This window comes from Streptococcus sp. 2018162 (assembly GCF_019754175.1).
Taxonomy (GTDB): domain Bacteria; phylum Bacillota; class Bacilli; order Lactobacillales; family Streptococcaceae; genus Streptococcus; species Streptococcus hashimotonensis.
Map to the genome: position 1 here is coordinate 26,275 of NZ_JAIJZP010000007.1, position 24,186 is coordinate 50,460.

A 24,186-nucleotide genomic window follows, 5' to 3' on the forward strand; every position below is an offset into this window, starting at 1 on the left:
CTTGGCTGTTATTTTTTACTATTCAAACACAAACTGGTTGTGGTAGAGCTCAGCGTAGAAGCCGTTGAGTTTAAGGAGCTGGCTGTGGTTGCCCTGCTCGATGACCTTTCCGTCTTTGAGGACGATGATTTCATCCGCATTGAGAATGGTTTTGAGGCGGTGGGCAATGACGAAGCTGGTCCGTCCTGCGATAATGGCCTCCATAGCCTTTTGAATTTTGGCTTCCGTTACGGTATCGACGTTAGACGTTGCTTCGTCCAAAATCAAGACCTGTGGATCTGTCAAGAGCGTGCGGGCAATGGAAATCAGCTGTTTCTGACCTGTCGAGAAGACATTCTCATCATCGGTCACAAAGGTTTCATAACCCTCTGGCAAGCTCATGATAAAGTCATGGATATGGGTGGCACGAGCTGCTGTTTCCACCATTTCCTGCGAAATGCTCTCATCACCAAAGCGGATATTGTCCGCAATAGTACCCGAGAAGAGTACCGACTCCTGCAAGACAATACCGACCTTATCCCGTAGACTATCCAAATCATATTCCCGAATATCGCGACCGTCAAAGGCCACGCTACCACCATTGACATCATAGAAGCGGTTGATCAAGTTCATAATGGTAGTCTTACCAGAACCCGTCGGACCAACGACCGCCACCATTTTACCCTTAGGAGCCGAAATAGACACCTTGTCCAAGACCTTCTGACCTGGCAGGTAGCCAAAGTCGATGTCCTTAATTTCAACACCTTCTTTTAATTCGGTAAATAGCGGAGCGTTTTGCGGGCGGACTTCCTCAGGCTCATCAAACATTTCCTGAATACGATGAGCACCTGTGAAAGCCAACTGCAATTCTGCCCAGCTAGATGCAATCTGCATGATAGGCTGGTAATACTGTTGCGAATACTGAACAAAAGTCACGACCAGACCAAGTGCGGCAGCTGTTTCCAGCGAGCTATCATTTAGGACAATGCTGGAGCCTGCAAAGATAACAATGGCAGTATTAACCAAACTCATTCCGTTCATAAATGGAAAGAGAATCCCACCAAACAAACGTCCCTTGAAAGTTGCGCGACGAACTTCTTCATTGAGCTCCAAGAAACCATCAATAGTCTCTTCCTGCACACCCTGTACAATAATCGCTTTTTGCCCTGAAATCTTCTCATCCATGTAGGCATTGAGTTTAGACACGGCAGCCTGTTGCTTATCAGTATATTTCCGTGACAGGCGAATGATAATCACTAGGGCAATCAAAGCAACTGGCGTGGATGCCACAGTTACCAGAGCCAAGCGAGTATCCTGACGGAACATCATGATAACCATACCGATGTAAAGAGCGATATTGGTCACTACCTGAGTCAAGGACTGGTTAAAAGCATTTTGGATATTGTCCAAATCACTGGTAAAACGAGAAAGAATATCCCCATCCTTGTGGCTGTCAAAGAAGGCAACTGTCAAGCGTTCCAACTTGCCAAACAGACCTTTTCGCATGCGGTTGGTTGAATGAGCAACGATGCGTGTAAAGAGCAGAGTATAAATCAAGGTTGACACCACCGTCGCCACATAGGCCAACAAGAGATTGAGCATAACCCCATTAAAGTCAGTCATATCAGGCTTGAAACCTGACTGCCCCATCTGCACCGAAGCAAAATAAGCCTGACCAATTTTCCCCATCTCTGCAATAGCATCTCCAAGGAAAACAGGCGTCTTAACCTGCAAATAAGTCGCCGTCACAATGGCTAGAAAAATCACAGCAAAGGACAGCTTATAGCGTTTAAAATAAAACCAGAAAAATCTAAGTGTTTTCATAACATGATACTAAGGTCGCCCAGAAAGCGACCGAAAAATAGGAAACCAACGCCGCGTTCCGAAACGCTAGGAGGTTTATCTTTTTTCGAAGCTTTCCGACCGAGTTCAAATACAATCGTACTATATAGACTGCACTTGCTTAGTTTTCCTCCTTCCCTTTCTGTGTTTCGTAGATTTCGCGGTAGACATCATTTGTCGCGACCAGCTCGGCATGGGTACCTTGACCAATCAAGCGACCTTCATCAAGAACCAATATCTTATCAGCTTTGACAACAGAAGAAATCTTCTGAGCAACGATGACCGTCGTTGTCCCCTTCAAGTCATGGTTGAGGGCCTCTTGGACCAGCTTCTCAGACTTGGCATCCAGGGCTGATGTCGAATCATCTAGCACCAAGACTTTAGGATCACTAATCACCCCACGCGCAATGGACATCCGCTGTTTCTGACCACCTGAGAAGTTATTTCCACGTTCTTCTACTTGGCTCTCATAGGTATCATCCAAGCGGTCGATAAATTCTTTGGCTTGGGCAATACCTGCGGCCCGCTCCAAACGTTCCAAATCTGCACCAGGTGCACCTTGACGCAAATTGTCCGCAATAGTCCCTGAGAAGAGAATAGCTTTTTGCAAAACGATAGACACTGTATCTCTCAAGGTTTCCTGACTGATGTCTTTCAAATCACGACCGCCGATAGATACTGTTCCTTCCTGTGGATCAAACAAACGTGGAATCAGCTGAGCTAGTGTTGATTTACCCGCACCCGTCGCACCGACCACACCGACCATCTGACCAGACTCAATCTCAAAGGAGATATTTTTCAAGGTCGGCTCGGTATCATGCGGATAGGTAAAGCTAACATTGTCAAAGACAATCCGTCCATCCAAGTCCTCTTTTGCACCATCTTTAAAGGTCATCGCTGGCTCTGTATCTAAAACCTCACTCAAACGTTTAATGGAAATAGCAGCACGTGAAGCCTGCATCCCCATAAAGCTAGTCATGATAATCGCAAACATGATTTGCATGAGGTAACTCATAAAGGAAGTAAAGCCCCCAACTGCTTCGATATTAGTGTCTAACATCCCTGAAACGAGATAAAGCGACACAAAAATCGCCATGTAGGAGATAAACATCATCAAAGGTTGCAAGATAGAAAAACCATAACCAATAAAGAGGTTAAGATCCAAAAGCTCATTGGATACTTCTTTAAATTTAGCGTATTGATTCTTCTCCTGTACAAAGGACTTAACCACACGAATCCCACGGAGGTTTTCCTTTGCAATGCTGTTCATCCTGTCCATCAGGGACTGGAATTTACCAAAGCGCGGTCCCATCAAGCCCATCACGACTGCCATGATTCCCATGATGATGATGACCATGAGCACGATAATCCACCAAAGTTCTGGCAAAGTGCGCACTGCCATGATAAAGGCACCAACAAAGAGCAGAGGTACCCGCATCAAGATCGTAAAGAGCATCATGACAAGGTTCTGAATTTGGTTGACGTCGTTGGTCATACGAACCACCAAATTCCCTGCATTAAATTCCTCTACATTGGCATAAGAAAAGCTCTGAATTTTCCGAAAGGTCTTCTCACGAATATCCGCAGACACTCCCTGAGAAATCTTAGCTGCCATGATTGTATTGGTCAGACCAGCCAAGAGACCAATTCCCGCAATCAGCAAGAGGAACTTACCGACACGGACAATTTCTTCCTTATCATTGGCCAAGACAGCAGTCAATACATCCTGTAAATAACTAGGTTGCATCAAGGTCGTTGCTACGACAATAGACGTCAACAAGACCGATGCCAAGGCATACCATTTGTAACGTAAAATGGCTTCTTTAAACATGTTTTTTCTCCTTATAATTTCTAATATTTTCTTTTAATTGATCGACTACCTGTCTGATCAAATCAAATTCTTCCTTTTGAATACCTCGAAAGAGAGAATGGTGCATCTCCTCATGGAAGGATTTTAGGTGACAAATCTTGCTCCGACCTTTCTCTGTCAAGACCAACTGCTTATAGCGTCTGTCAAACTGAGAAGGTAAAACCCGAATAAAGTCATTTTTCTCCATTCGCTTAACTAGATTGCTGGCAACGGATTTGGAAATCTTCAACTCCGCTTCAATGTCTTTGACAAAGGTTTCAACTTCAGACCGTTCTGCTATGAAACGCAGGGCCCATCCCTGTGGTCCAGCTAGGTGCTCCACATCATATTCCTTTGCAATGGTTTCACTGATTTGTTCAATCTGATTTAATAGATTCCGAAAATCTGCAATAGTATGTCCCATAATAGCTCCTTTCTACGAAAATAATTACCATGAGAACTATTATAGTTCTCTTAGGAACTATTGTCAATTATTTCGTTTTCTCTTTTCTGAAAATATTTTGTTATTTCAGCACCATTGCTTACTCAAAAACTATAATATATATACTGTATAACTTATATAAGATTTTATGTATCAATTATGGTATAATATATCTAAATTACACCAACTAGAAAGGATTTTTTATGACCAAACAAACCATTGCCATCTTGGGACCCGGTTCATGGGGCACCGCCCTAGGACAAGTTCTCAACGACAACGGTCATACTGTCCGTATTTGGGGCAATGTCCCCGAACAAATCGACGAAATCAATAAAGAACATACAAATAAGCGCTATTTCAAGGATGTTATCCTAGATGAAAACATCAAAGGATATAAAGATTTGACTGAAGCCTTGGACGGTGTTGACGCGGTTCTTTTCGTTGTGCCAACCAAGGTAACACGCCTAGTTGCCAAGCAAGTCGCACAAGCTCTCAAACACAAGGTAGTTGTCATGCACGCTTCAAAAGGCTTAGAGCCTGATAGTCACAAGCGCTTGTCTGAGGTACTGGAGGAAGAAATTCCTGCTGAACTCCGTTCTGAAATCGTCGTGGTTTCAGGGCCAAGTCATGCAGAAGAGACTATCGTCCGTGATTTGACCTTGATTTCTGCAGCTTCAAAAGACTTGGAAACAGCCAGCTACGTCCAAAATCTTTTCAGCAACCACTACTTCCGACTTTATACAAATAATGATGTCATCGGTGTAGAAACAGCAGGTGCCCTTAAAAATATTATTGCTGTCGGCGCTGGCGCTTTACACGGACTTGGTTATGGTGATAATGCCAAGGCTGCCATTATCGCTCGCGGTTTGACAGAAATCACACGTCTAGGCGTTGCTATGGGCGCAAATCCTCTGACTTACAGCGGTCTTTCTGGTGTTGGTGATTTGATTGTTACCGGTACATCTGTCCACTCCCGCAACTGGAGAGCTGGAGATCAGCTCGGTCGCGGTGAAAAACTCGAAGATGTAGAACGCAATATGGGAATGGTGATTGAAGGTATTTCAACAACTAAGGCAGCCTATGAGTTGTCTCAAGAATTAGATGTTTACATGCCTATTACCCAAGCCATCTACAAGGTCATCTACCAAGGTGCAGGTATTGAAGATGCCATCAAAGAAATCATGACGGGTGAATTCCGCCATGAAAATGAATGGTCATGAAGGAGATGCAATGACAAAAAAAGTTAGAAAAGCCGTTATACCAGCTGCAGGATTGGGAACACGTTTCTTACCTGCTACTAAGGCACTTGCCAAAGAAATGTTGCCAATCGTTGACAAGCCAACCATCCAATTTATCGTTGAAGAAGCCCTCCGTTCAGGTATTGAAGATATTTTGGTGGTCACTGGTAAGTCAAAACGTTCTATCGAAGATCACTTTGATTCAAACTTTGAATTAGAATATAACCTCAAAGAAAAAGGCAAAAATGATTTGTTGAAACTTGTTGATGAGACAACAGGCATTCGACTACACTTCATTCGTCAAAGCCATCCACGTGGACTTGGTGATGCCGTTCTTCAAGCTAAAGCATTTGTCGGGAACGAGCCTTTTGTTGTCATGCTCGGCGATGACTTGATGGACATCACAGATACAAAAGCTGTCCCATTGACCAAGCAACTCATGAACGACTATGAAAAAACACATGCTTCAACCATTGCTGTTATGCCTGTTCCTCATGAAGAAGTTTCTGCATACGGTGTTATCGCTCCACAAGGTGAAGGTGTCAACGGTCTCTATAGTGTGGAAACCTTTGTGGAAAAACCAAAACCAGAAGATGCACCATCTGACCTTGCCATCATCGGTCGATACTTGTTAACGCCTGAAATCTTCAATATCTTGGAAAATCAAGAACCAGGTGCCGGCAATGAGATCCAGTTGACAGATGCCATTGATACTCTGAACAAAACACAACGTGTTTTCGCTCGTGAATTCAAAGGCAACCGTTACGATGTTGGGGATAAGTTCGGTTTCATGAAAACTTCTATCGACTACGCCCTCCAACACCCTCAAGTAAAAGATGATTTGAAACAATACTTAATCGATCTTGGTAAAAAATTAGATACAAAGAAAAACTAGCAATCGCTAGTTTTTTTTCTTACATCAAATAGAATACCCCTAGTAGAAAAACAATCAAGCCCATATAGCCAATGAAGCTGAAAAAAATCTGTTTTCCTGTAAAGAGATCCTTTTCCACAAGAGGGGGAAGGAAAATCACGACCAAACAACCCCCAATAGCTCCTCCAATATGTCCTGCCATGCTAATGGTTGGATTAAAAAGTCCCAAGACCAAGTTCAATCCCAAAAGGACCATATAACGTTGACCGAGAACCTGTAGATAAGGGCTGCGACTAAATTTCCTCAACAGTGCCATAGCTGCAAAAAGACCAAACAGAGAGGTCGATGCACCTGCACCAACTACATCTGGTGTAAAGAAGAGAACAAAAAGATTGCCCATTATCCCAGACAAGAGATAGAGGAGAAAGAAGCGCCGTGACCCAAACAGTCCTTCTAATTGATAACCCAAACCAAGCAAGGTAATGCTGTTAAAGATAAAATGTTCCCAACCAATGTGGACAAAGATAGGAGAAATCAAGCGCCACAACTGAGTCGGATCATACCGCACCACTTGACCGTACATACCACCGAATTCAAAAATCGTATAGGCTGTAGTGGTCTGCCCAAATCGAAATATTTGTATCAAAAGAAAAACAAGAGCCGTGACTGCCAACAAGGCATTGGTCACAGGATAGCGCTTATCAAAAAAGTTCTTCAAAAATCAACAACTCCTTTACTGGAATATCAAATACATCTGGTTCAAAATCATAGACTTGAAAGTCTGCCAAGGTCGATACCGTCTCCCCTTGATAATCTGCTAGGTAGCGATCATAAAAACCGCCTCCATAACCCACTCGAAAACCCGCTTGATTCCAAGCTAAACCAGGAACATGGAACAACTTAACCACAGACTTATCCACAGGTTGTGAATAAGTCCCAGGTTCCCAAACTCCAAACCTAGATTTCATCAAATCATCAGGATTATATTCTACAAAATCCATACGACCTTGTGAATAGGTCTTAGGGATGAAAATCTGCTTGCCATCCTTTTGAGCCTGCTCAATCAGGTAAGAAGTGTCAAACTCATGGGGCATGGAAAGATAGGTCCCAAGCGACTTTGTGCCTAGATAGGCCTCAGAAGCAAGGAGACGTTCCGTCAGCTGCTGGCTCCATCTTGCTCGCTGACTACTAGTCAGGGCTTTCAATCTCTGCAAGACCTCTTGCCGAATGCTCTTTTTATCCACAGAAACTCCTTTCTTTTCAGAAAAAGACTGGAAAACCCAGTCTAGTTTGCTTTCATTTTCAAAAAATCACTCAACTTATCCACAGCAAAGGGAAGAACTTCCTCTTTGGGGCTGAGACGAGGATTGTGAAGCGGATAAGGCGTATCCACACCCAACCAGAACATAACACCTGGAACCTTGTTGAGAAGGTAGCCGAAGTCCTCTCCCGTCATGGCAGGTGGACAGTCAATCATCTCCACACCATCAACCTGTTCAAAATAAGTCATTAGTTCACCTGCCAGTTGAGGATTGTTCTCCACAGGCAGATAACCGCTTGGATTGAGCTCGATTTCCAAGTCTACTCCAAAGGACAGTGCAATCCCTTCTGCCACTTCCCGCACCCGCTTTTGCACCAAGAGGCTCATGCTCTGAGTCAAGGCCCGAATGGTCCCGTGCAGAAAGGCTGTTTCAGCAATGACATTGTTGGTCGTGCCCGCGTGCATGGAGCCGAAGGTCACCACCGCTCCCTCGATCGGGTCAACGTTACGGCTGACCACCGACTGCACCTGAGTCACAAAGTAGCTGGCTGCCACCAAGGCATCATTGGCGGTATGGGGAAATGCTGCGTGACCACCCTTTCCTGTAAACCGTATCTTGACTTCACAAGTCCCAGCAAAGAGTGTCGCACGGTTGGTGGCCATTTGACCAACTTTGAGATCTGGTCGGACATGGAGCCCATAAAATTCATCTGGTAACCAATCCCCGAAAGCCCCCGCTTCATACATGAGCATACCACCTGCTAGATTTTCCTCCGCAGGCTGAAACAAGAAGAGAAGATTATTTCTCGGTTGCTGCTCTGCCATTTTCTCCAAAAGCCCCAGGGCAATGGTCATGTGGAAATCATGTCCGCAAGCGTGCATCCGGTCTGGGTGGAGGGACTTGAAGTCCAGGTCCGTTTCTTCCACGATAGGCAGGCCGTCAATATCTGCCCGCCAGCCAATGGTCTTTTCAGGTGCAGAACCTGTCAGATAGACCAGGATACCTGTCTTCCATGTACGGACTTGGGCAAAAGAACAGTCTTGAAGTAAACCTTCAATGGTCTCCATAAGAAAGGCATGGGTCTTGAACTCCTCCATGCCCAGCTCTGGAATCTGGTGGAGGGACCGGCGTGTCGCGATTAAATCTAGCATAGCTACCTCTTAGAGTGTCCGCAAAGCCTCTTCCAAGGCTGTTTTTTGTTGGGTTTGAGCGTCGATTTCCTTGATGATGCGGGCTGGCACACCTGCCACCACAACATTTTCAGGGACGTCTTGGGTCACAATAGCACCCGCTGCGACAACAGAGCCGCTACCGATTTGCACTCCTTCGATGACAACGGCATTGGCACCGACCAAAACATTGTCGCCAACACGCACTGGCTCAGCCGAAGCTGGCTCGATAACACCTGCAAGAACCGCACCTGCACCGATGTGGCTATTTTTACCAACCGTCGCACGACCACCAAGGATAGCACCCATGTCAATCATAGTACCTGAACCGATTTCCGCACCGATGTTAATCACCGCCCCCATCATGATAACGGCATTATCGCCAATGGTCACTTGGTCACGGATAATCGCACCTGGCTCGATACGGGCATTGACATTCCGCTTGTCAAGCAATGGCACAGCTGAATTTCGGCCGTCTTGCTCAACCACGTAGTCTACATTTTCAGTCAAGTTTGCCAAAAGGGGCTCGACATCCTTCCAGTCACCGAATAGGACATTGCCAAGCTTTGTCACTTCAGCAGGAACAGGCCCAGCCAATTCACCTTCAAAAGTTACTTTAACAGTTGTCTTCTTCACAGCATTACCAATAAAGGCAATGATTTCTTGTGCAGTCATTTTTTGTGCAGTCATAATATTTTCCAATCTAAAAATAATATTTTTTCTATTATATCAAAATTTTCTGAAAATTTGGGAAGAAATGCAAAAAAATGAAAAAGAGGCTAAGTTAGCCTCCTAAAAGTTATTGTGGTAAATCAAATTTTACAATTGCTGGTTTTATATCTGTACTAAACTGGAACCCTGGTTTAACCTCTAACTCAGAAGTTCCCTCTTCGTTTACTGCAAAGGCGGTTGTTGCGCCTTCTATACTTCTACCTGGTGCGATTGTTTCGAGTATTGTTCCAACTGGGTAGCCTTCAGTCACTTTATTGTTTACATACAAATCCATATCTTCACTGACAACATAATCTTTATCAGTCAAGTTAGTGACATTATAGGTTACCAAAAGCACTTTATTCGCAACAATATCGCTCACTTCATTTCGTTCGTCAGTCCATGCAATATTCGTAATTGTAATTTCTGCTACATCTTTAAATACAATTGTATCTCCTACCTTGTAGCTTGTACTAGTTGCTTGTTCAGAACTAGACTGTGCAACATTGCCAGAAGTATCCGTAGCTTCTTTTTTACTTGGTTCAGTAGTAGAACACGCAGCAAGTGCAAACACTGACAGTGCAGTCAAAGTTAGGAAAGTAAGTTTTTTCATAAAATCCTCCAAGAAATTGTTTACACTACCATTATATATATATGCGTTGTCAAGTATAAAAATAAAAAAATTAGAAGTTTGACCTCCTAATTTTCAATCATCATCTAATCTTCAATTTCTTTTCTCGGATTGACAGCTCCGACGATGTAGTCCTGCACCAGACCTGTATCATCTAGCACAATCCCGTGTAGAACTCCGCCGTAAACAGCTCCCCCGTCAATCCCCATTTTCCCATCTGGACTAGTCCAGATTTGACTAATACGGAGTTGAGTATGGAAGAGGTTGTAAACAGGCGTGTGTCCAAAAATAATCATTTTCCCTGTGGTATTTTCAGCCTCATGGAAAGGGGTGCGTAACCAAACCTTATCATGATTATTAGTTTCACGCCAATCTGGTAAGGTCAAATCAACCCCTGCATGGACGAAGATATAACGTTCAGTCTCTAAGTGATAAGGACAAGATTTGACAAAATCAATCAAGTCCTCGTATTGTTCCATCACTGCATTGGCATCTACCAGGCCATCTACCGGTGCATCCAAGGGACGCCCCAGTAAGGAATTGATGGTCGTATCTCCACCATTTCTCCGATAGTGGTCGTAGCGATCAACTGGATCGCGTAACCAAGCTAGAAACATCCGTTCATGATTACCAGTCAAACAGATAGCACCTTTTTCACGGACCAACTGTCGCACCAACTCTAGACAAGCCTTTGAATTTTCTCCACGATCAATCAAATCGCCTAGAAAAATCAGTTGTTGCCGCTCTTCATTCCATTTCTTTAACATATCGAGTAGGAGTTCAAATTTACCATGAACATCTCCTACTACAAAAAACTCTCTTTTCATACAGTCTCCTATTTCTATGGAACTATTGTACCATAAGAAATTGGATAAATAAAAATCCCTTGTTTATTAGCTAGTGTCGATGAGATACCAACTAGTAAACAAGAGAAATGGTGGCCACAGTTATGCAAACAACTGAACGATACTATTTGCGTGTAAATCTGGCATCTTGTCCACCGCTACATGAAGTGTCCCTGGCAGAGATCCTTCTGAGGAACCATCAAAAGCAATGGTGATATGCCCCAATGCTAGAAGATTTTGTTCTACAACAGATCCGACAGCTGTAATTGGGTAATCCACACCGTCTATGACCAATCGCCCACCAACCTGGATAGGACCAGACAAATCCTTGTTACTAATCTTGTAGCAATATTCTGCTAAATCTGCAGGAGCCTCAATGCCAAATAAAATTAACATATTTGCTTCTCTAATCATTTCTGGGGCTTGTTCCCCGACACTTACAATCCTTGCTTCAAAAATTTTTGTCATCCTTTTATCCTATCCTATTCACTATTTTTTATCTAACTATAAAGTCCAAAGCTGGCCAACCAAGCAACGATGACACGTGGGACACCGTTCAAGAAACGTGAGTAGAGTACCGCTGGAACACCCACTTCAACTGTTTCAGATTCTGCTTCTGATAAACCAAGAGCTACCGGTATAAAGTCACAACCATTTTGCGTATTGATGGCAAAGAGGGCTGGGAGAGCCATTTGTGGCGGAATGTTGCCCTTGCCAATTTCCACACCAATCAAGGTTCCAATAATTTGGCTAATAACAGCACCTGGCCCCAGGAGCGGAGATAAAAATGGAAGCGAGCAAATGAAACCAATCAAAATCAAGCCCCAAATATTTCCTGCTAGCGGAACCATTAACTTGGCCAACCAGTTCCCTACGCCAGAACCTTGAATAATCCCAATCAAGAGAGATACAAAGGCCATGAATGGCAAAATAGTATGTAGCATTGTTTGAATTGCATCTCGTGCTGCTTGGTTAAAGGTTGCAACCACCTTACCAGCTCCCATACCAATCCGAGCAATCAAGCTAGACTCTGCACGTTGCTCAGTGATTTTTTTGCTGGTATCATAGGTCGGCTTCTTCTCAGTCGCCACACTTACTGCTGCTGCATCTGTTCCATCTGCCAATGTAATCTGTTCCACACCAACGTTTGAAACGTAGATGTCCTCTGTGATGTACTGAGCCAATGGACCACTCTTACCTGTTGGAATCACATTGATGGTTGGAATCCCTTTTTTAGGATAAATACCACAACGCAGGGTACCGCCACAGTCAACGATTGCAAGTGCAATTTCTTCATCTGGAATAGAGGTCTTGAAACCATTGACCGCTTCCATACCTGTTAATTCTGCGATTTTATCGACAATAGCTGGCTTTTCACCGCCACCAGTGATATATATAAATTTATGTTTTTCATCTGTCGGAGTGATGACCAGAGGACCACCAAAACCACCGCTACCTTTTACAACTTTTATGCTTTTGTATGCCATAGGAATATCCTCTTTCTATCAAAGTGTCTTGCTGAGTGTGATACATTGTTGTTTGGAAACGTAAGCTGTTGTAAAGTCTGTGACCCAACCACCTACAAAGTTCATCACCAAACCAACCAAGAGATAACGAATCGCCAAGTCCATGGTATTCAAACCAAGAGCCTGAACACCTGAAGCAATCCCCATCCACACGAACAATTCACCTGGGTTGATGTGGGGGAAGACACCATTTGATGTATGACAGAATTGCATCTGTGCTGCAACAAATCCTGGCTTATAATATTCTGGCAAGAAACGTCCCATACTGATAGACATCGGGTTGCCCAAGATAAAGGCAGATACGAACGGCAAAATCATGTAACGACTGACTGGGTTTTTAGCAGAAGCCTGTGCCAGCTTATTGACCTTTTCTTCACCCAAGAGGGCAATCAAGGTATTCATAGCCACCAAGAGCATGAGAACAACAGGGACGATACCAGTCATCCAGCTAATAAAAGTTTCTCCGCCTAGCTTGAAAAGATTCATAAAGCCTTCGGCAAATTTTACAATATAGTCCATAATAAACTCCTTTGTTTTTTATTTTTTGAACTGTAATTTAAGACGAGTGGACAAGAGTTTCAATTGGTTGCCCACATTCAACACTGGTGCAAATTTGGGAACATCTTTATAATTTCCTGCCTCAATTCTAAGAAAGAGTTCCCTCGCATCTTCAATCGCAATTTGTAACAGCTTATTCTCCTTTCTAACGACTGGGTTATAAGTATCTAGATAATGGATATCTTGACCAATGTAGCTCGGCATAGACTTAAATCGTGCTACAACTGTCACTCCCTGCATTCGTTTAGCATCAAGTATCATGCCCTTCCTATCCACTGCAAACATGACAATGGTACCAGCCTTGATTTTTCCTGATCGACGTCCGATAGCCACACGACCTTTTTTTCGCAATTCAGAATAGGTTGTATTAAAATGTTTCAATTGTTTCAGGCCGAAGATGATTTGCAAGATATAGGCAACAATCACGACCGCCCCCAATATATAAATAGAATCCATTTTTTCCTCCTATTCCTCTACCTTACAAGGTCAGCATATCTGACCGCTGGTCAATTCCTAATCGCCCTTTGATATGCGACCGTTTGCCCATGCGGAAGGTATTGTCAAAAATATTAAATAGTAAATCTTGATTAAAATCATCCAATTCTGACGGAACAAAAATCAGGACAAAATCATGGACCGCAAGGCCTGTCTGACTGGATAAGTGCAAACTATCCTGAACAGGCACCACCAGTATAATCTGCTCCAGACTAGCATCTGTCAAATGTGGATAAGCATAGCCATTTTCAGAAATGGCGGGGTGAGCTGCTTCTTTTTCCTGCAGCTTATCTGCCACTTCCTGTCCAATAACCTGTTTGGCGACTAATTGTTCCAGCAAGGCTTGCCTGTTGTCCTCATAACTCTTGCCTTCATCAAATCGAGCCAGTTCCACCTGACAGTGCATCTGAATCTTACGACCTAGCACTGTACGTTCCAAGGCTTCCCGCTCTGCTTGGTTTTCCTTCGTAACCAAAGACAAGGATAAGAAGGGCTGGAAGAGTTCCTGGCTATACAAGAGATTATCTGTAAAGATGAGGTCATAGGTCCGATTTAGCTCCTCATACGGCGGATGATTGGCAAGGTCCAAGAAATCCAACTGCACTTCACTGTTGAAAATCTGGCGAATCTGATTGTCCACCAAGTAGCTGAAGGACTGACCCGACTGGGTGATGACAGCCACCTTGGCAATCAAGGGCTTGCTTTTACGGGCCAGCAACAATTCCATCCAGGCGGCCAATAGGACCACTTCCTTGTCTGATATGCTCAAACCTGTCCGTTCCATGACACGCTCTACAAAAAATTGAGAAACCACCTTGGAGAAGGAACTTTGAATCAGTTGTTCACGCAGGCTAATCTCCGTAAACTGCCACTTCATCACACTGCGATTGAGCATATAGACCAAGTGACGTTGCAGAATAAGAGCACTTTCTTCAATGTCCAAGCTAATTCCGAATTCTTGAACTGTTAATCCCAAGACTTCTTCGGCCATTGCCAGAATATCTGGTCGTCCAATCTCTGAAGCCAATAAGCCAATCTGCATAGGAAAGGTTAGAAAGGCTTTTTCTGCTCTGCTAATTTCTCTTCCTAAGAAGTAGGCCAGAATATCATAGAAGATAGACGGCAGGTCCAGCTTGTCTTGGCTGGTAAACCATGACAAGCCTTCTTCTCCGACTGCCTTCTCTTTTCGAAGAATGGTCAATTTCAGAGTAGACAAGAAGGTCCGCTCCACATCTAGGGGAAAGCGGTGGTTGTCCATAAAGTCTGCATAGGTCGCCAGCAACTCGTGGGGCAATTCCAACTCGTGCTCCAAATAATCCATGACTTCATAGAGATAGAGCAAGCGTTTGTTCAACTCTGTCCCGACAAGTTTTATCCCCACACCCGACTTGGACTCCAAATCAAGCTGGTAGGTCAACAAGACTTCCTTCATCCGATTGATATCGCGACTAAGGCTCCGCCTACTGATTCCCAGCTCTTCTGCAATCACATCGGCTGAAATAAAATCATCCGTTTCTAATAAGGTTTGGAAGAAAATTGCCTGCCGCTTATGAAAGGAATTCAAGTCTGTTGACAGTAGCAAATCCTCTGTCACCAAAATCTTGAAGGCTTCCTCGTCAAAAATGTGTAGGCTTAATTTTCCACCTTGTTCTTGAATGGAAAAGATATGGTCGTAGCTATACAAAAGCCCCTCTATCAATAACTTCAAGGAATGTCTAGATAGATTCAATCTCTCTTCCAAGCTATCGTAACTGACACTGGCATGAGATGACAAGTAATACAAGAAGGCTTTTTTGTTTAGCTCTAAACTCATTTCTCTTTCCTAACCTCTAGTTTTTCCGCCTGCCACGTTGGTGGTCACACCGGTAATGTAGCTGGCCCTGTCTGACAGGTAGTAGCAGACCAAGTCCGCCACCTCACTCAAACGACCGCTACGTCCCAGTGGAATAGTGCTGGTATTTCCATACCCTGCACGCAATTCTTCAACTGTTTTTCCACGTGTATAGGCTAATGCTTCTTCGTAAGCTAGAGTGCGAAGTCCAGTTGCTTCCATGATTCCCGGTGCAATTCCTACCACGCGAATACCGTGCTTGGCCAATTCCTTAGACCAAGACCGAGTCAGTGAATAAACCGCTCCTTTGGTAGCCGCATAGACACTTTGTCCCTCGCTACCCTCTAAACCTGCTTCTGAAGCCATGTTAATGATAACGCCTGAACCCTTGGTGGCCAAAACGCGAGCAACTTCTTGGGATACAAAGAACAAACCTTTGAAATTGATGCCTACCATCTTATCAAATTTAGCTTCGTCAAGTTCATACTGACTAGCTTCTTCTTTCGTATCGACCAACAAGCTTGGAATATTGATTCCCGCATTATTGACCAGACCATCAATGGTTCCAAAATGTTCCACAACTCTTGCAACTGCCTCTTTTACAGCCTGATGACTGGCTACGTTTGTTTCTATAAAGAGCAGTCGCTCGTGGGTCAAGTCTGAATCTCGGATATCCAAGTTGGCGACCTTGGCACCCTGTTCCAACAATCCTTCTACAATTGCTAGGCCGATACCTGAACTTCCACCCGTAACAACATACACCTTGTCATGAATATTCAACCAATCTGACATTATCATGTCCTCCCTTTGTTTTCTAACACCTACAGTATAAACTGAAAACGCTTCAAAGTTAAGGACAGGATTTTCCAGACCGATAAAAAATAGTGTCTAGAAGTTCTTCCACTTCTAGTATAGTAAAAATTTAGCCCTTACTAAATAGTTTCTGAAAAATGCTACCATTATGATTTCGAGGCAAACGAAAAACAGCCCCGAAGGACTGTCTCTATATAGCTATTTCTGCTACTGCTTACAAACGTGCGTTCAATTCTGCACCCAGTTCTTCAAATCCTGGTTTGCCGAGTAGGGCAAACATATTTTTCTTGTAGGCTTCTACACCTGGTTGGTCAAATGGATTGACACCGTTGAGGTAGCCTGACAAGGCAATGGCCAACTCAAAGAAGTAGATGGTATAGCCAAGTGTGAACTCGTCTTGTTGCGGAAGAGTGACAAACATATTTGGCACGCCACCGTCCGTGTGGGCAAGGAGAACACCGTCTGTCGCCTTCTTGTTGACAAAGTCAACGTCCTTACCTTGAAGGTAGCCAAGTCCGTCCAAATCTTCTGCCATTTCTGGAATCAAGATATTTTTGCGTGGCTTGTCAACACGGATAACTGTTTCAAAGAGGTTGCGGTAGCCTTCTTGGATAAATTGACCAAGTGAGTGCAAGTCCGTTGAGAAGTTAGCAGATGTTGGGTAAATGCCTTTTTGGTCCTTGCCTTCAGACTCACCTGCCAACTGTTTCCACCATTCGCTGAAGTATTGAAGTGATGGCTCATAGTTGGCCAAAATTTCTGTTACGTAGCCTTTTCTGTAAAGGATGTTACGAACAACAGCATACTGGTAGGCAGCATTTTCAGCAATCTTGTCAGAGGAGTAGTCCTTACGAGCTGCATTGGCACCGTTCATCAAAGCAGTGATGTCTGCACCTGCTACGGCGATTGGCAAAAGACCAACGGCTGTCAAGACTGAGAAACGTCCACCCACATCATCTGGGACAACAAAGGTTTCCCAACCGTTTGCATCAGCTTCCACTTTTACTGCACCACGTGCCTTATCAGTCGTCGCATAGATACGTTTGTTGGCTTCTTCTTGGCCATATTTCTTAACAAGCAATTCCTTGAAGACGCGGAAGGCAATGGCTGGCTCCGTTGTTGTACCTGATTTAGAAATCACATTGACAGAAAATTCCTTGTCTGCCACATAGTCAACCAAGTCTGCCAAGTAGCTAGATGAGATTGAGTTTCCAGCGTACAAGATTTGTGGAGCCTTGCGTTCTTCCTTGGTCTGCAAGTTCACAAATGATGTGTTCAAGAAGTCAATAGCAGCTTTAGCACCAAGGTAGGAACCACCGATACCGATGACCACCAAGACATCGCTGTCTGCTTGAATTTTGGCCGCAGCTTGCTTGATACGGGCAAATTCTTCCTTGTCATAGTTTTCTGGCAAATCAAGCCAACCGAGCATTTCAGCTCCTGCACCAGTTCCCTTGCGTAAATCAGCATCGAGAGCTGTGACCTGGCTTTGTAAAAAATCAATTTCTTGTGGAGCAACGAATTGTCCCAAGACTTTTGAATAATCGAATGTAATATGTGTCATGTTATTCCTCCATTTATGTACCCTAATATGATAACGCTTTATCATATTTTTTTCAAGAAATTTATCAATTTTCATTTATTTTCATGAAATGTTTTATGACAGCTTATTCCTTTACTCGACAAACATAGACTTGTTGGTTTAAAACATAAATATTCTGAGCTCGCTGAAGAGCTCCCCAGACAAATGTTTCTTGTTGCTGGTCATCCCCAGTAAAACGAAGTCCCATCAGTATATTTCTTCGATAGAGATTTCCCCAGACCTTTGTATAAAATAGATGGCGTGCATTCGATGCCTGCATTTCATTCGCAATTGTGGAGAGTGACTTACGTGCTAATCTATATGGAGGATAGGGGAGGAATTGAAAACGACCACTTCTAAATCTAGCAAATGCACCTACTAACACATCCGACTCGGTTGACTCTGCTAATTTATATAGAACGGCAATACCTTCATCAAAAACAAAATCACCCTCTTCAACAAAAAGAATATATGGTCTACTTGCTGCCCGTAATCCCCTCTCTCTAGCTTGGTTTAATGATGTGGCAGCCTGGTAGTGATACTGAATACGACTGTCTCGCTGAGAAAAAGTTTGACAAATTGTCGAAGATTGATCATCGGAGTTTGCATCAACTAATATAATTTCTATATTATGAAAAGCCTGGTTAACAAGAGCTGATAGGGTGTGACCTAATGTTTCCTCTTGGTTCCGAAAAGCTACAATGACACTGACACCACCGTACGCTTTCATTACTTCCTTATAATTATTTCTCCAAAGAGAAATAATCTCACCTACAGGAGATTCCCAATTTTTATCCCATTTTATCCAAGGCTTAATATGAGCAGAATTGTAATGGAATATTGCTACTTCTTCAATCGGTAAACGATTTTGTCGCATAGCCTCAGCAGTATAGTTATATCGTAATGGTACCTCTACGATTTTACCCTTCAGAGCAATATTTATAACATCTTGGTCCTGAAACTGAATCTGTCCCGTCAAACGCTCTGTTTCTGCGAAAAGTAGATTTGTGATATTATCTCGTCTCATTGCTTCTAGGTTCATCAATAAGACACCTGCATTCACATAAAGTTCATCTAATTCAAAGCCAATACTCTTCTTGTAGGCCGCATAATGTCGAATAATATCCAATTCTGATACCCCAGCTAAGTAGGCATCTGAAAGATCTGTTTCCCAAAATTCTGTCAGATCTCCCGCAATTAGTAAGTCACTATCCAAATAGAGTACCTTATCCCAGTCAGATAGTAATTCTGGTAAAAAGTACCTAAAATAAGTTTCCAATGTGATATGGTGCATTGTCATTGGAAGTTTCTCAACCTTGCCTCTATCTAGCTCAGTATAAAGTCTTAGTTCTTCGATTGGAAGACGATTTAACTTTTTCCTAGATACATCTGATAAATCAGATGAAAGAATGGCTACTTTTACCGTGGAATGATAAGTACAAATGGCTTCAATAGTGGTAATAACATAGTCAATGTGTGAATCAGTTACACAGAAGGCTACTTTCATAAAGGATTCCTAATTTCTATTTAATCTCCACCTCATTTTACTATAATACCATTCCTTTAACAAGTCCTTTATGGTAACAGTCTTTTCTAATAGAGAGACTCTTCAAGCGATAATCCTCCAAATTCTCTCCCGACTGGGTTACTGTAATCCATTTCGGGAAAATCTTCGATAGTAGGTAAAGCGGAATGAGGGCAGGATACCAAATGAACATGACTTCAAAGATGAACCGGTCGTTGTTGCCTCTTGAAATGTAACGTTGGCGGTATTCTTCTTTGAGCGAAGGGTGGGGAATATAGATATGAAATGGTACACCACCGCGTATAGACATGGCCAGCAACATTCTCATCAGAAAATTCAGTGCTACTAGGACTGTCTTTCCTTGTCTATGAAGAGTGTAGGCCTTATTGACATAGATTGTTTTATAGCGTTTATCCTTCAGTGGACGTTTGGTGGATTTTCGCTCCTCTTTCGTTAAATGACGAACACTGCTATTATCGTACTTAATGTCGGACATTTCTAAGTCCACAACATCTGTATATTTCTTAGCAAGTGTCGTTTTTCCCATACCTGGAAAGGCAAATAAAAACATAGGCTTTCCTCCTTATTCCTCAGTAGAATAGCAGAGCATCCAAAAAGTTTTCTTAAGCCACCCCTATCTTGCCCCTATTTCTAAAAATAAGATAAGAAAAAACCTCTGAAAGCCTGATTTCAAAGGAGTTTTAGATTATACGCAAAAAGAGCACACACTCGACCTCGCTTAGGGCTGCTGGATTCCTCCCCTGACCCGCTTCACGCACGAATGTTGCTCCGTTTATTATTATAACACAATTTGGCCAGAGTGCAAGTGGGGACCTAACAAGATGGATTGTCTGCATGGTCCTCTTGGGCTTTCATGATAAGCTTAGCAGCCTTCTGACTTTCTCTGCGTTGTCTGAAAAAATCTTGCATGATATTGGCACATTCCGCTTCTAAAATACCTGTTTCTACCTTGACACGATGGTTGAGCCGCTCATCTGTCAGAATGTCATAGAGACTCCCTGCAGCTCCAAACTTTTTGTTGGTTGCTCCATAGATGACCTGCGGAATGCGTGCTAGGCCAATAGCTCCGCTACACATCACACAAGGTTCAATCGTCACAAAAAGGGTCGAATCGAGCAAGCGCCAATTCCCCTCAACATTGTTAGCCTCTTGGATTGCCATAACCTCAGCGTGCATGATTGCCTGATTGAGTTCCTCACGTGCATTATGCCCTCTGCCAATAATCTGGCCATCCTTGACAATCACACAACCAATTGGAATTTCATCCTTTTCTAGCGACTTTCTAGCTTCCTGCAATGCTTGAGTCATAAAATATTCTTTTTCTTCATGTGTATAGTTCATAAGTCTATTATAGCACAGCCCTGATAACAGTTCAAAATCACTTCTTTATTCTCTACTATCAAAATTAATCTAACACTACTTCTTCCTTGTCACACATTTCTTTCAAAATGCTGCCCTTCTATCACCTTAAAAATATAAAAATACCTCCTCAGTCGAGAAGGTAGGGGGAGCAATATTTATTTTTGCATATATTAATATATTACATTGTCGATATTGTCAAGAAAATTTTTAAAAAAAATGTCAAAAACAGCATCGAAAGGCTGTCTCTGACATTTTCTATTACAATTCGCCAACTAATTTCACAACATTTTCTACTGTGAAGCCGTAGTTGTCAATAACTGTTTGGGCTGGAGCTGAGGCACCGAATGTGTCGATACCAAGGACTTTACCGTCAAGACCGACATACTTGTACCAACCTTGAGTTGCACCCATTTCAATTGCCAAGCGACGACGGATGGCATTTGGAAGGATTTCTTCCTTGTAGGCAGCATCTTGGGCATCGAAGAGTTCAGTTGATGGCACAGAAACCACACGAACCTTAGTGCCTGCCGCTTCTAGTTCTTTAGCAGCTTTGACTGCCAAGTTCACTTCTGAACCAGATGCTAGAAGGATAGTATCAAAGCCTTCTGCTTCGTAAACCACATAGGCACCTTTTGCAACCTTGTCAAAGTCTGTTCCTTCTTCAACTGTCAAGTTTTGACGAGTGAGAACAAGGGCTGATGGTGTAGACTTGCTGGTCAATGACAAGTACCAAGCTGCCTGTGTTTCACGCGCATCTGCTGGACGGAAGACATTGAGGTTTGGCATAGCACGAAGTCCTGCCAAGTGCTCAATCGGCTCGTGAGTTGGACCATCTTCACCGACTGCGATTGAGTCATGAGTGAAGACATAAGTCACTGGAAGTCCTTGAAGAGCTGACAAACGAACTGCTGCTTTGACATAGTCTGAGAAGACGAAGAAGGTACCACCATAGACACGAAGTCCGCCGTGGGCTGCCATACCGTTCAAGATAGTACCCATTGCAAATTCACGCACACCAAACTGGATATTGCGGTTGAGTGGATTTACTGAATCTTGCAAACCATCTTCCTTGATATAGGTCATGTTTGAGTGAGCCAAGTCAGCTGAACCACCGAGGAAGGTTGGCAAGACTTTAGCCGCTGCGTTGAGGGCATCTTGTGATGAGTTACGAGTTGCTTGTGAGAAGCCATTTTCGTAAACCGGGAAGTCTTCTGGCTTGATTTCAACTACGTCACGACCTTCCAAGATAGCTGTTACTTCAGCTGCTAATTCTGGATGAGCTACTTTGTAGTCTTCAACTAATTTCACCCAAGCATCGTAAGCTGCTGCACCGCGGTCTGCTACATTAGCTTTAAAGTCCGCATAGACTTCAGCTGGAATTTCAAATGGACCATAGTTCCAATCAAGCGCCTTACGAGTTGCTTCTGTTTCTTCTGCACCAAGTGGAGCACCGTGAACGGCATTTGTACCTTGTTTGTTTGGTGAACCATGACCGATAACAGTCTTGATTTCGATAAGAGATGGCTTACCAGCTGCTTTTGCCTTTTCAATAGCAGCAAAGATGGCATCTACATCTGTACCGTCTGTTACGAGGTCTGTATGCCAGCCATAAGCATTGTAACGGGCACGTACATCTTCTGTGAAGGAGTCTTTTGTTTCACCATCCAAGTTGATGTCATTTGAATCGTAAAGAACGATGAGTTTTTCTAATTTTTGAAGACCTGCGTAAGAAGCCGCTTCTGCAGAAACACCTTCCATCAAGTCGCCATCACCACAGATTACGTAAGTATAGTGGTCAAAGATTGGGAAACCATCACGGTTGTACTTAGCTGCAAGGAAACGCTCTGCTTGCGCAAAACCTGTCGCAGTTGAGATACCTTGTCCAAGAGGACCTGTTGTTGCATCTACACCTGCTGTGTGACCAAATTCTGGGTGACCTGGTGTTTTTGAACCCCATTGACGGAAGTTCTTGATTTCATCCATAGTGACATCTTCAAATCCTGACAAATGAAGAAGTCCGTAGAGGAGCATTGACCCATGACCTGCTGATAAGATAAAGCGGTCACGGTTCACCCAGTTTGGCTGAGCTGGGTTGATACGAAGTTCTTTAGTAAAAAGGCTGTAGGCCATTGGAGCCGCACCCATGACGACACCTGGGTGACCTGATTTTGATTTTTCGATGGCATCAATACCAAGGAAACGAATCGCATTGACTGAAAGATTTGACATGTTTTTCTCCTTTTTTAAAGTCATGAATTTATTATACCATAAAGCGTTTTCTATGTCTGTTTGAAATGAAGCGAGAAATAAATTGTCCGTAGAAAAGAGGCAGGACTTTCGTCCCGCCCTTGGAGTGAACAGTAGTAATTCGCACATTTAATACTTTATCAGAGTTTATAGTACCTCTCCTCGTCTCTATGGAGCAAGAGAGTTCTAAATCTTATAACAAAGCCTTAAATTGAATATTTGAGTCTTCTAAGAAGCAATCATCAAAGCCACGTGGGTGGTGATATTCAATACGGTCCTTGTCCATCGGATAAGTATACTTGCCACCAACTTCCCAGATGAATGGATGGAAATCATATTGCAAGCGTTCCTTACGCATTTTCCAGAGCTGCAAGATTTCATCTGTTGACGCCATGAAGTTAGACCAGATGTCATAGTGAACAGGGATGATTACCTTAGCACGCAAGTTTTCTGCCATACGGAGAAGGTCGATTGAGGTCATCTTGTCTTGGATACCGATTGGGTTATCACCGTAGTTGTTGATAGCAACGTCGATGTTGAAGTCACGACCGTGTTTTGCAAAGTAGTTTGAGAAGTGGGAGTCTGCACCGTGGTAGATGGTTCCGCCAGGTGTTTCAAAGACATAGTTGACTGCCTTGCGAGCCATGAGTTCATCTGTCACAGGAAGTCCTGCTAATTTACCACCATTTTCGTCATAACCTTCGATGGGAAGTGTCACCAAGCAAGTACGGTCGAAGGACTCAACTGCGTGGACCTTGATGTCTTTGAATTCAAAGCTATCACCTGGTGCGATGCGGATAATACGGTCAGCAGGCACACCCCATTTTTCCCAGATGTCGCCACTTTCAACTGGACCGACAAATTTGACGTGGTCCAACTTTGGATTGTTGATGATGGCAGCGGCTGTGCTGATGTCCATGTGGTCACTGTGGACGTGCGATACTAGGTAGTAGTCCAATTCATTGATGGCAAATGGGTCGATAACCATTGGCTGCACACGCAAGTTTGGTTGCAATTTGCGCACACCTGCCATGTTAGCCATCTGGTGTCCCCAAACCATATCTTTCACTTTTTTAGTGGATTTTCCACGTGATGACCAGAGGTCCATGACCACGTTCGCACCACCTGGTGTTTTAATCCAGACACCGCAGTTGCCAAGCCACCACATAGCAAAGTTGCCTTCTGGCACTACTTCTTCTTCAATTTCTTCATTGAGCCAAGTTCCCCATTCTGGGAAGGTTGAAAGAATCCAGGATTCTCTTGTAATATCTTGAACTTTAGCCATTTTCCATTCCTCCTATAAGGTACGTTTCTATGCTTCTAGTATATGCTCCAAAGGCAACAAAAAAAAGACCAAATAAAACACAGGCTTGTGTTCACACTT

23 protein-coding genes and 1 other RNA gene are annotated in these 24,186 nt (G+C 43.4%); 2 read left to right on the top strand and 22 right to left on the bottom strand.

Features of this window, described 5'->3' with window-relative positions:
• Positions 1 to 18 precede the first annotated feature (18 nt).
• From K5Q22_RS06720 to K5Q22_RS06730, 3 genes are all read right to left on the bottom strand, one after another.
• The gene (locus tag K5Q22_RS06720) at positions 19 to 1,803 is read right to left on the bottom strand and encodes an ABC transporter ATP-binding protein (protein ID WP_205014080.1); all 1,785 of its coding nucleotides are present in this window, start codon (positions 1,801 to 1,803) and stop codon (positions 19 to 21) included.
• Between the two features lie 139 nt (positions 1,804 to 1,942).
• Positions 1,943 to 3,652, bottom strand: a complete 1,710-nt coding sequence (locus K5Q22_RS06725; protein WP_105136537.1) for an ABC transporter ATP-binding protein — start codon at positions 3,650 to 3,652, stop codon at positions 1,943 to 1,945.
• Entirely contained in the window at positions 3,645 to 4,094 is a 450-nt protein-coding gene (locus K5Q22_RS06730) for a MarR family winged helix-turn-helix transcriptional regulator (RefSeq protein WP_024399878.1), read from the bottom strand. Before K5Q22_RS06730 ends, K5Q22_RS06725 begins: the two co-directional genes overlap by 8 nt.
• 221 nt (positions 4,095 to 4,315) lie before the next feature.
• On the opposite strand from K5Q22_RS06730, the gene K5Q22_RS06735 reads away from it, so the two are divergent.
• Both K5Q22_RS06735 and galU read left to right on the top strand, forming a co-directional pair.
• Positions 4,316 to 5,332, top strand: coding sequence for an NAD(P)H-dependent glycerol-3-phosphate dehydrogenase (locus K5Q22_RS06735; RefSeq protein WP_205014082.1), 1,017 nt, complete (start codon positions 4,316 to 4,318; stop codon positions 5,330 to 5,332).
• Between the two features lie 10 nt (positions 5,333 to 5,342).
• Entirely contained in the window at positions 5,343 to 6,245 is a 903-nt protein-coding gene (gene galU / locus K5Q22_RS06740) for a UTP--glucose-1-phosphate uridylyltransferase GalU (RefSeq protein WP_205014085.1), read from the top strand.
• A gap of 19 nt (positions 6,246 to 6,264) precedes the next feature.
• On the opposite strand, the gene K5Q22_RS06745 is transcribed toward galU, so the two are convergent.
• From K5Q22_RS06745 to ulaG, 19 genes are all read right to left on the bottom strand, one after another.
• Positions 6,265 to 6,942 carry a rhomboid family intramembrane serine protease gene (locus tag K5Q22_RS06745; protein WP_205014089.1) on the bottom strand — a complete coding sequence of 226 codons (678 nt, stop codon included), beginning with the start codon at positions 6,940 to 6,942 and terminating at the stop codon, positions 6,265 to 6,267.
• On the bottom strand, positions 6,926 to 7,468 hold the full coding sequence (locus K5Q22_RS06750; RefSeq protein ID WP_205014090.1) for a 5-formyltetrahydrofolate cyclo-ligase: 543 nt from the start codon (positions 7,466 to 7,468) through the stop codon (positions 6,926 to 6,928). The genes K5Q22_RS06745 and K5Q22_RS06750 overlap by 17 nt, the downstream gene beginning before the upstream one ends.
• Before the next feature lie 41 nt (positions 7,469 to 7,509).
• Positions 7,510 to 8,637 carry an N-acetyldiaminopimelate deacetylase gene (locus tag K5Q22_RS06755; RefSeq protein WP_205014092.1) on the bottom strand — a complete coding sequence of 376 codons (1,128 nt, stop codon included), beginning with the start codon at positions 8,635 to 8,637 and terminating at the stop codon, positions 7,510 to 7,512.
• Between the two features lie 9 nt (positions 8,638 to 8,646).
• Entirely contained in the window at positions 8,647 to 9,345 is a 699-nt protein-coding gene (dapD, locus tag K5Q22_RS06760) for a 2,3,4,5-tetrahydropyridine-2,6-dicarboxylate N-acetyltransferase (RefSeq protein WP_099811527.1), read from the bottom strand.
• Positions 9,346 to 9,454: 109 nt separating this feature from the next.
• Positions 9,455 to 9,979: a hypothetical protein gene (locus K5Q22_RS06765; RefSeq protein WP_136628016.1), complete on the bottom strand. Its 525-nt coding sequence runs from the start codon at positions 9,977 to 9,979 to the stop codon at positions 9,455 to 9,457.
• A gap of 104 nt (positions 9,980 to 10,083) precedes the next feature.
• Positions 10,084 to 10,824, bottom strand: coding sequence for a metallophosphoesterase (locus K5Q22_RS06770; protein WP_136628017.1), 741 nt, complete (start codon positions 10,822 to 10,824; stop codon positions 10,084 to 10,086).
• A 120-nt stretch (positions 10,825 to 10,944) separates the two neighbouring features.
• Entirely contained in the window at positions 10,945 to 11,310 is a 366-nt protein-coding gene (locus K5Q22_RS06775; RefSeq protein ID WP_044775969.1) for a PTS glucitol/sorbitol transporter subunit IIA, read from the bottom strand.
• Between the two features lie 32 nt (positions 11,311 to 11,342).
• Entirely contained in the window at positions 11,343 to 12,329 is a 987-nt protein-coding gene (locus K5Q22_RS06780) for a PTS glucitol/sorbitol transporter subunit IIB (protein WP_105143646.1), read from the bottom strand.
• 18 nt (positions 12,330 to 12,347) lie between these two features.
• Positions 12,348 to 12,887, bottom strand: coding sequence for a PTS glucitol/sorbitol transporter subunit IIC (locus K5Q22_RS06785; RefSeq protein ID WP_205014094.1), 540 nt, complete (start codon positions 12,885 to 12,887; stop codon positions 12,348 to 12,350).
• An 18-nt stretch (positions 12,888 to 12,905) separates the two neighbouring features.
• Positions 12,906 to 13,382, bottom strand: coding sequence for a transcriptional regulator GutM (locus tag K5Q22_RS06790; RefSeq protein WP_099871531.1), 477 nt, complete (start codon positions 13,380 to 13,382; stop codon positions 12,906 to 12,908).
• Between the two features lie 22 nt (positions 13,383 to 13,404).
• On the bottom strand, positions 13,405 to 15,234 hold the full coding sequence (locus K5Q22_RS06795; RefSeq protein ID WP_105143645.1) for an HTH domain-containing protein: 1,830 nt from the start codon (positions 15,232 to 15,234) through the stop codon (positions 13,405 to 13,407).
• Positions 15,235 to 15,243: 9 nt separating this feature from the next.
• Complete coding sequence (locus tag K5Q22_RS06800) at positions 15,244 to 16,044, bottom strand: SDR family oxidoreductase (protein WP_105143644.1); 801 nt, start codon at positions 16,042 to 16,044, stop codon at positions 15,244 to 15,246.
• Between the two features lie 235 nt (positions 16,045 to 16,279).
• Positions 16,280 to 17,629, bottom strand: a complete 1,350-nt coding sequence (locus K5Q22_RS06805; protein WP_105143643.1) for a glucose-6-phosphate isomerase — start codon at positions 17,627 to 17,629, stop codon at positions 16,280 to 16,282.
• Between the two features lie 103 nt (positions 17,630 to 17,732).
• The gene (locus K5Q22_RS06810) at positions 17,733 to 19,154 is read right to left on the bottom strand and encodes a glycosyltransferase (RefSeq protein ID WP_105119793.1); all 1,422 of its coding nucleotides are present in this window, start codon (positions 19,152 to 19,154) and stop codon (positions 17,733 to 17,735) included.
• Between the two features lie 40 nt (positions 19,155 to 19,194).
• Positions 19,195 to 19,743, bottom strand: a complete 549-nt coding sequence (locus K5Q22_RS06815; RefSeq protein ID WP_239514859.1) for a hypothetical protein — start codon at positions 19,741 to 19,743, stop codon at positions 19,195 to 19,197.
• A 137-nt stretch (positions 19,744 to 19,880) separates the two neighbouring features.
• Positions 19,881 to 19,970: signal recognition particle sRNA small type (gene ffs / locus K5Q22_RS06820), an RNA gene on the bottom strand.
• 36 nt (positions 19,971 to 20,006) lie between these two features.
• Positions 20,007 to 20,534: a tRNA adenosine(34) deaminase TadA gene (tadA, locus tag K5Q22_RS06825; protein ID WP_029170954.1), complete on the bottom strand. Its 528-nt coding sequence runs from the start codon at positions 20,532 to 20,534 to the stop codon at positions 20,007 to 20,009.
• 279 nt (positions 20,535 to 20,813) lie between these two features.
• Positions 20,814 to 22,784 carry a transketolase gene (gene tkt / locus K5Q22_RS06830; RefSeq protein WP_105183954.1) on the bottom strand — a complete coding sequence of 657 codons (1,971 nt, stop codon included), beginning with the start codon at positions 22,782 to 22,784 and terminating at the stop codon, positions 20,814 to 20,816.
• A gap of 211 nt (positions 22,785 to 22,995) precedes the next feature.
• Positions 22,996 to 24,087, bottom strand: a complete 1,092-nt coding sequence (ulaG, locus tag K5Q22_RS06835) for an L-ascorbate 6-phosphate lactonase (protein WP_002938500.1) — start codon at positions 24,085 to 24,087, stop codon at positions 22,996 to 22,998.
• Between the last annotated feature and the right edge of the window lie 99 nt (positions 24,088 to 24,186).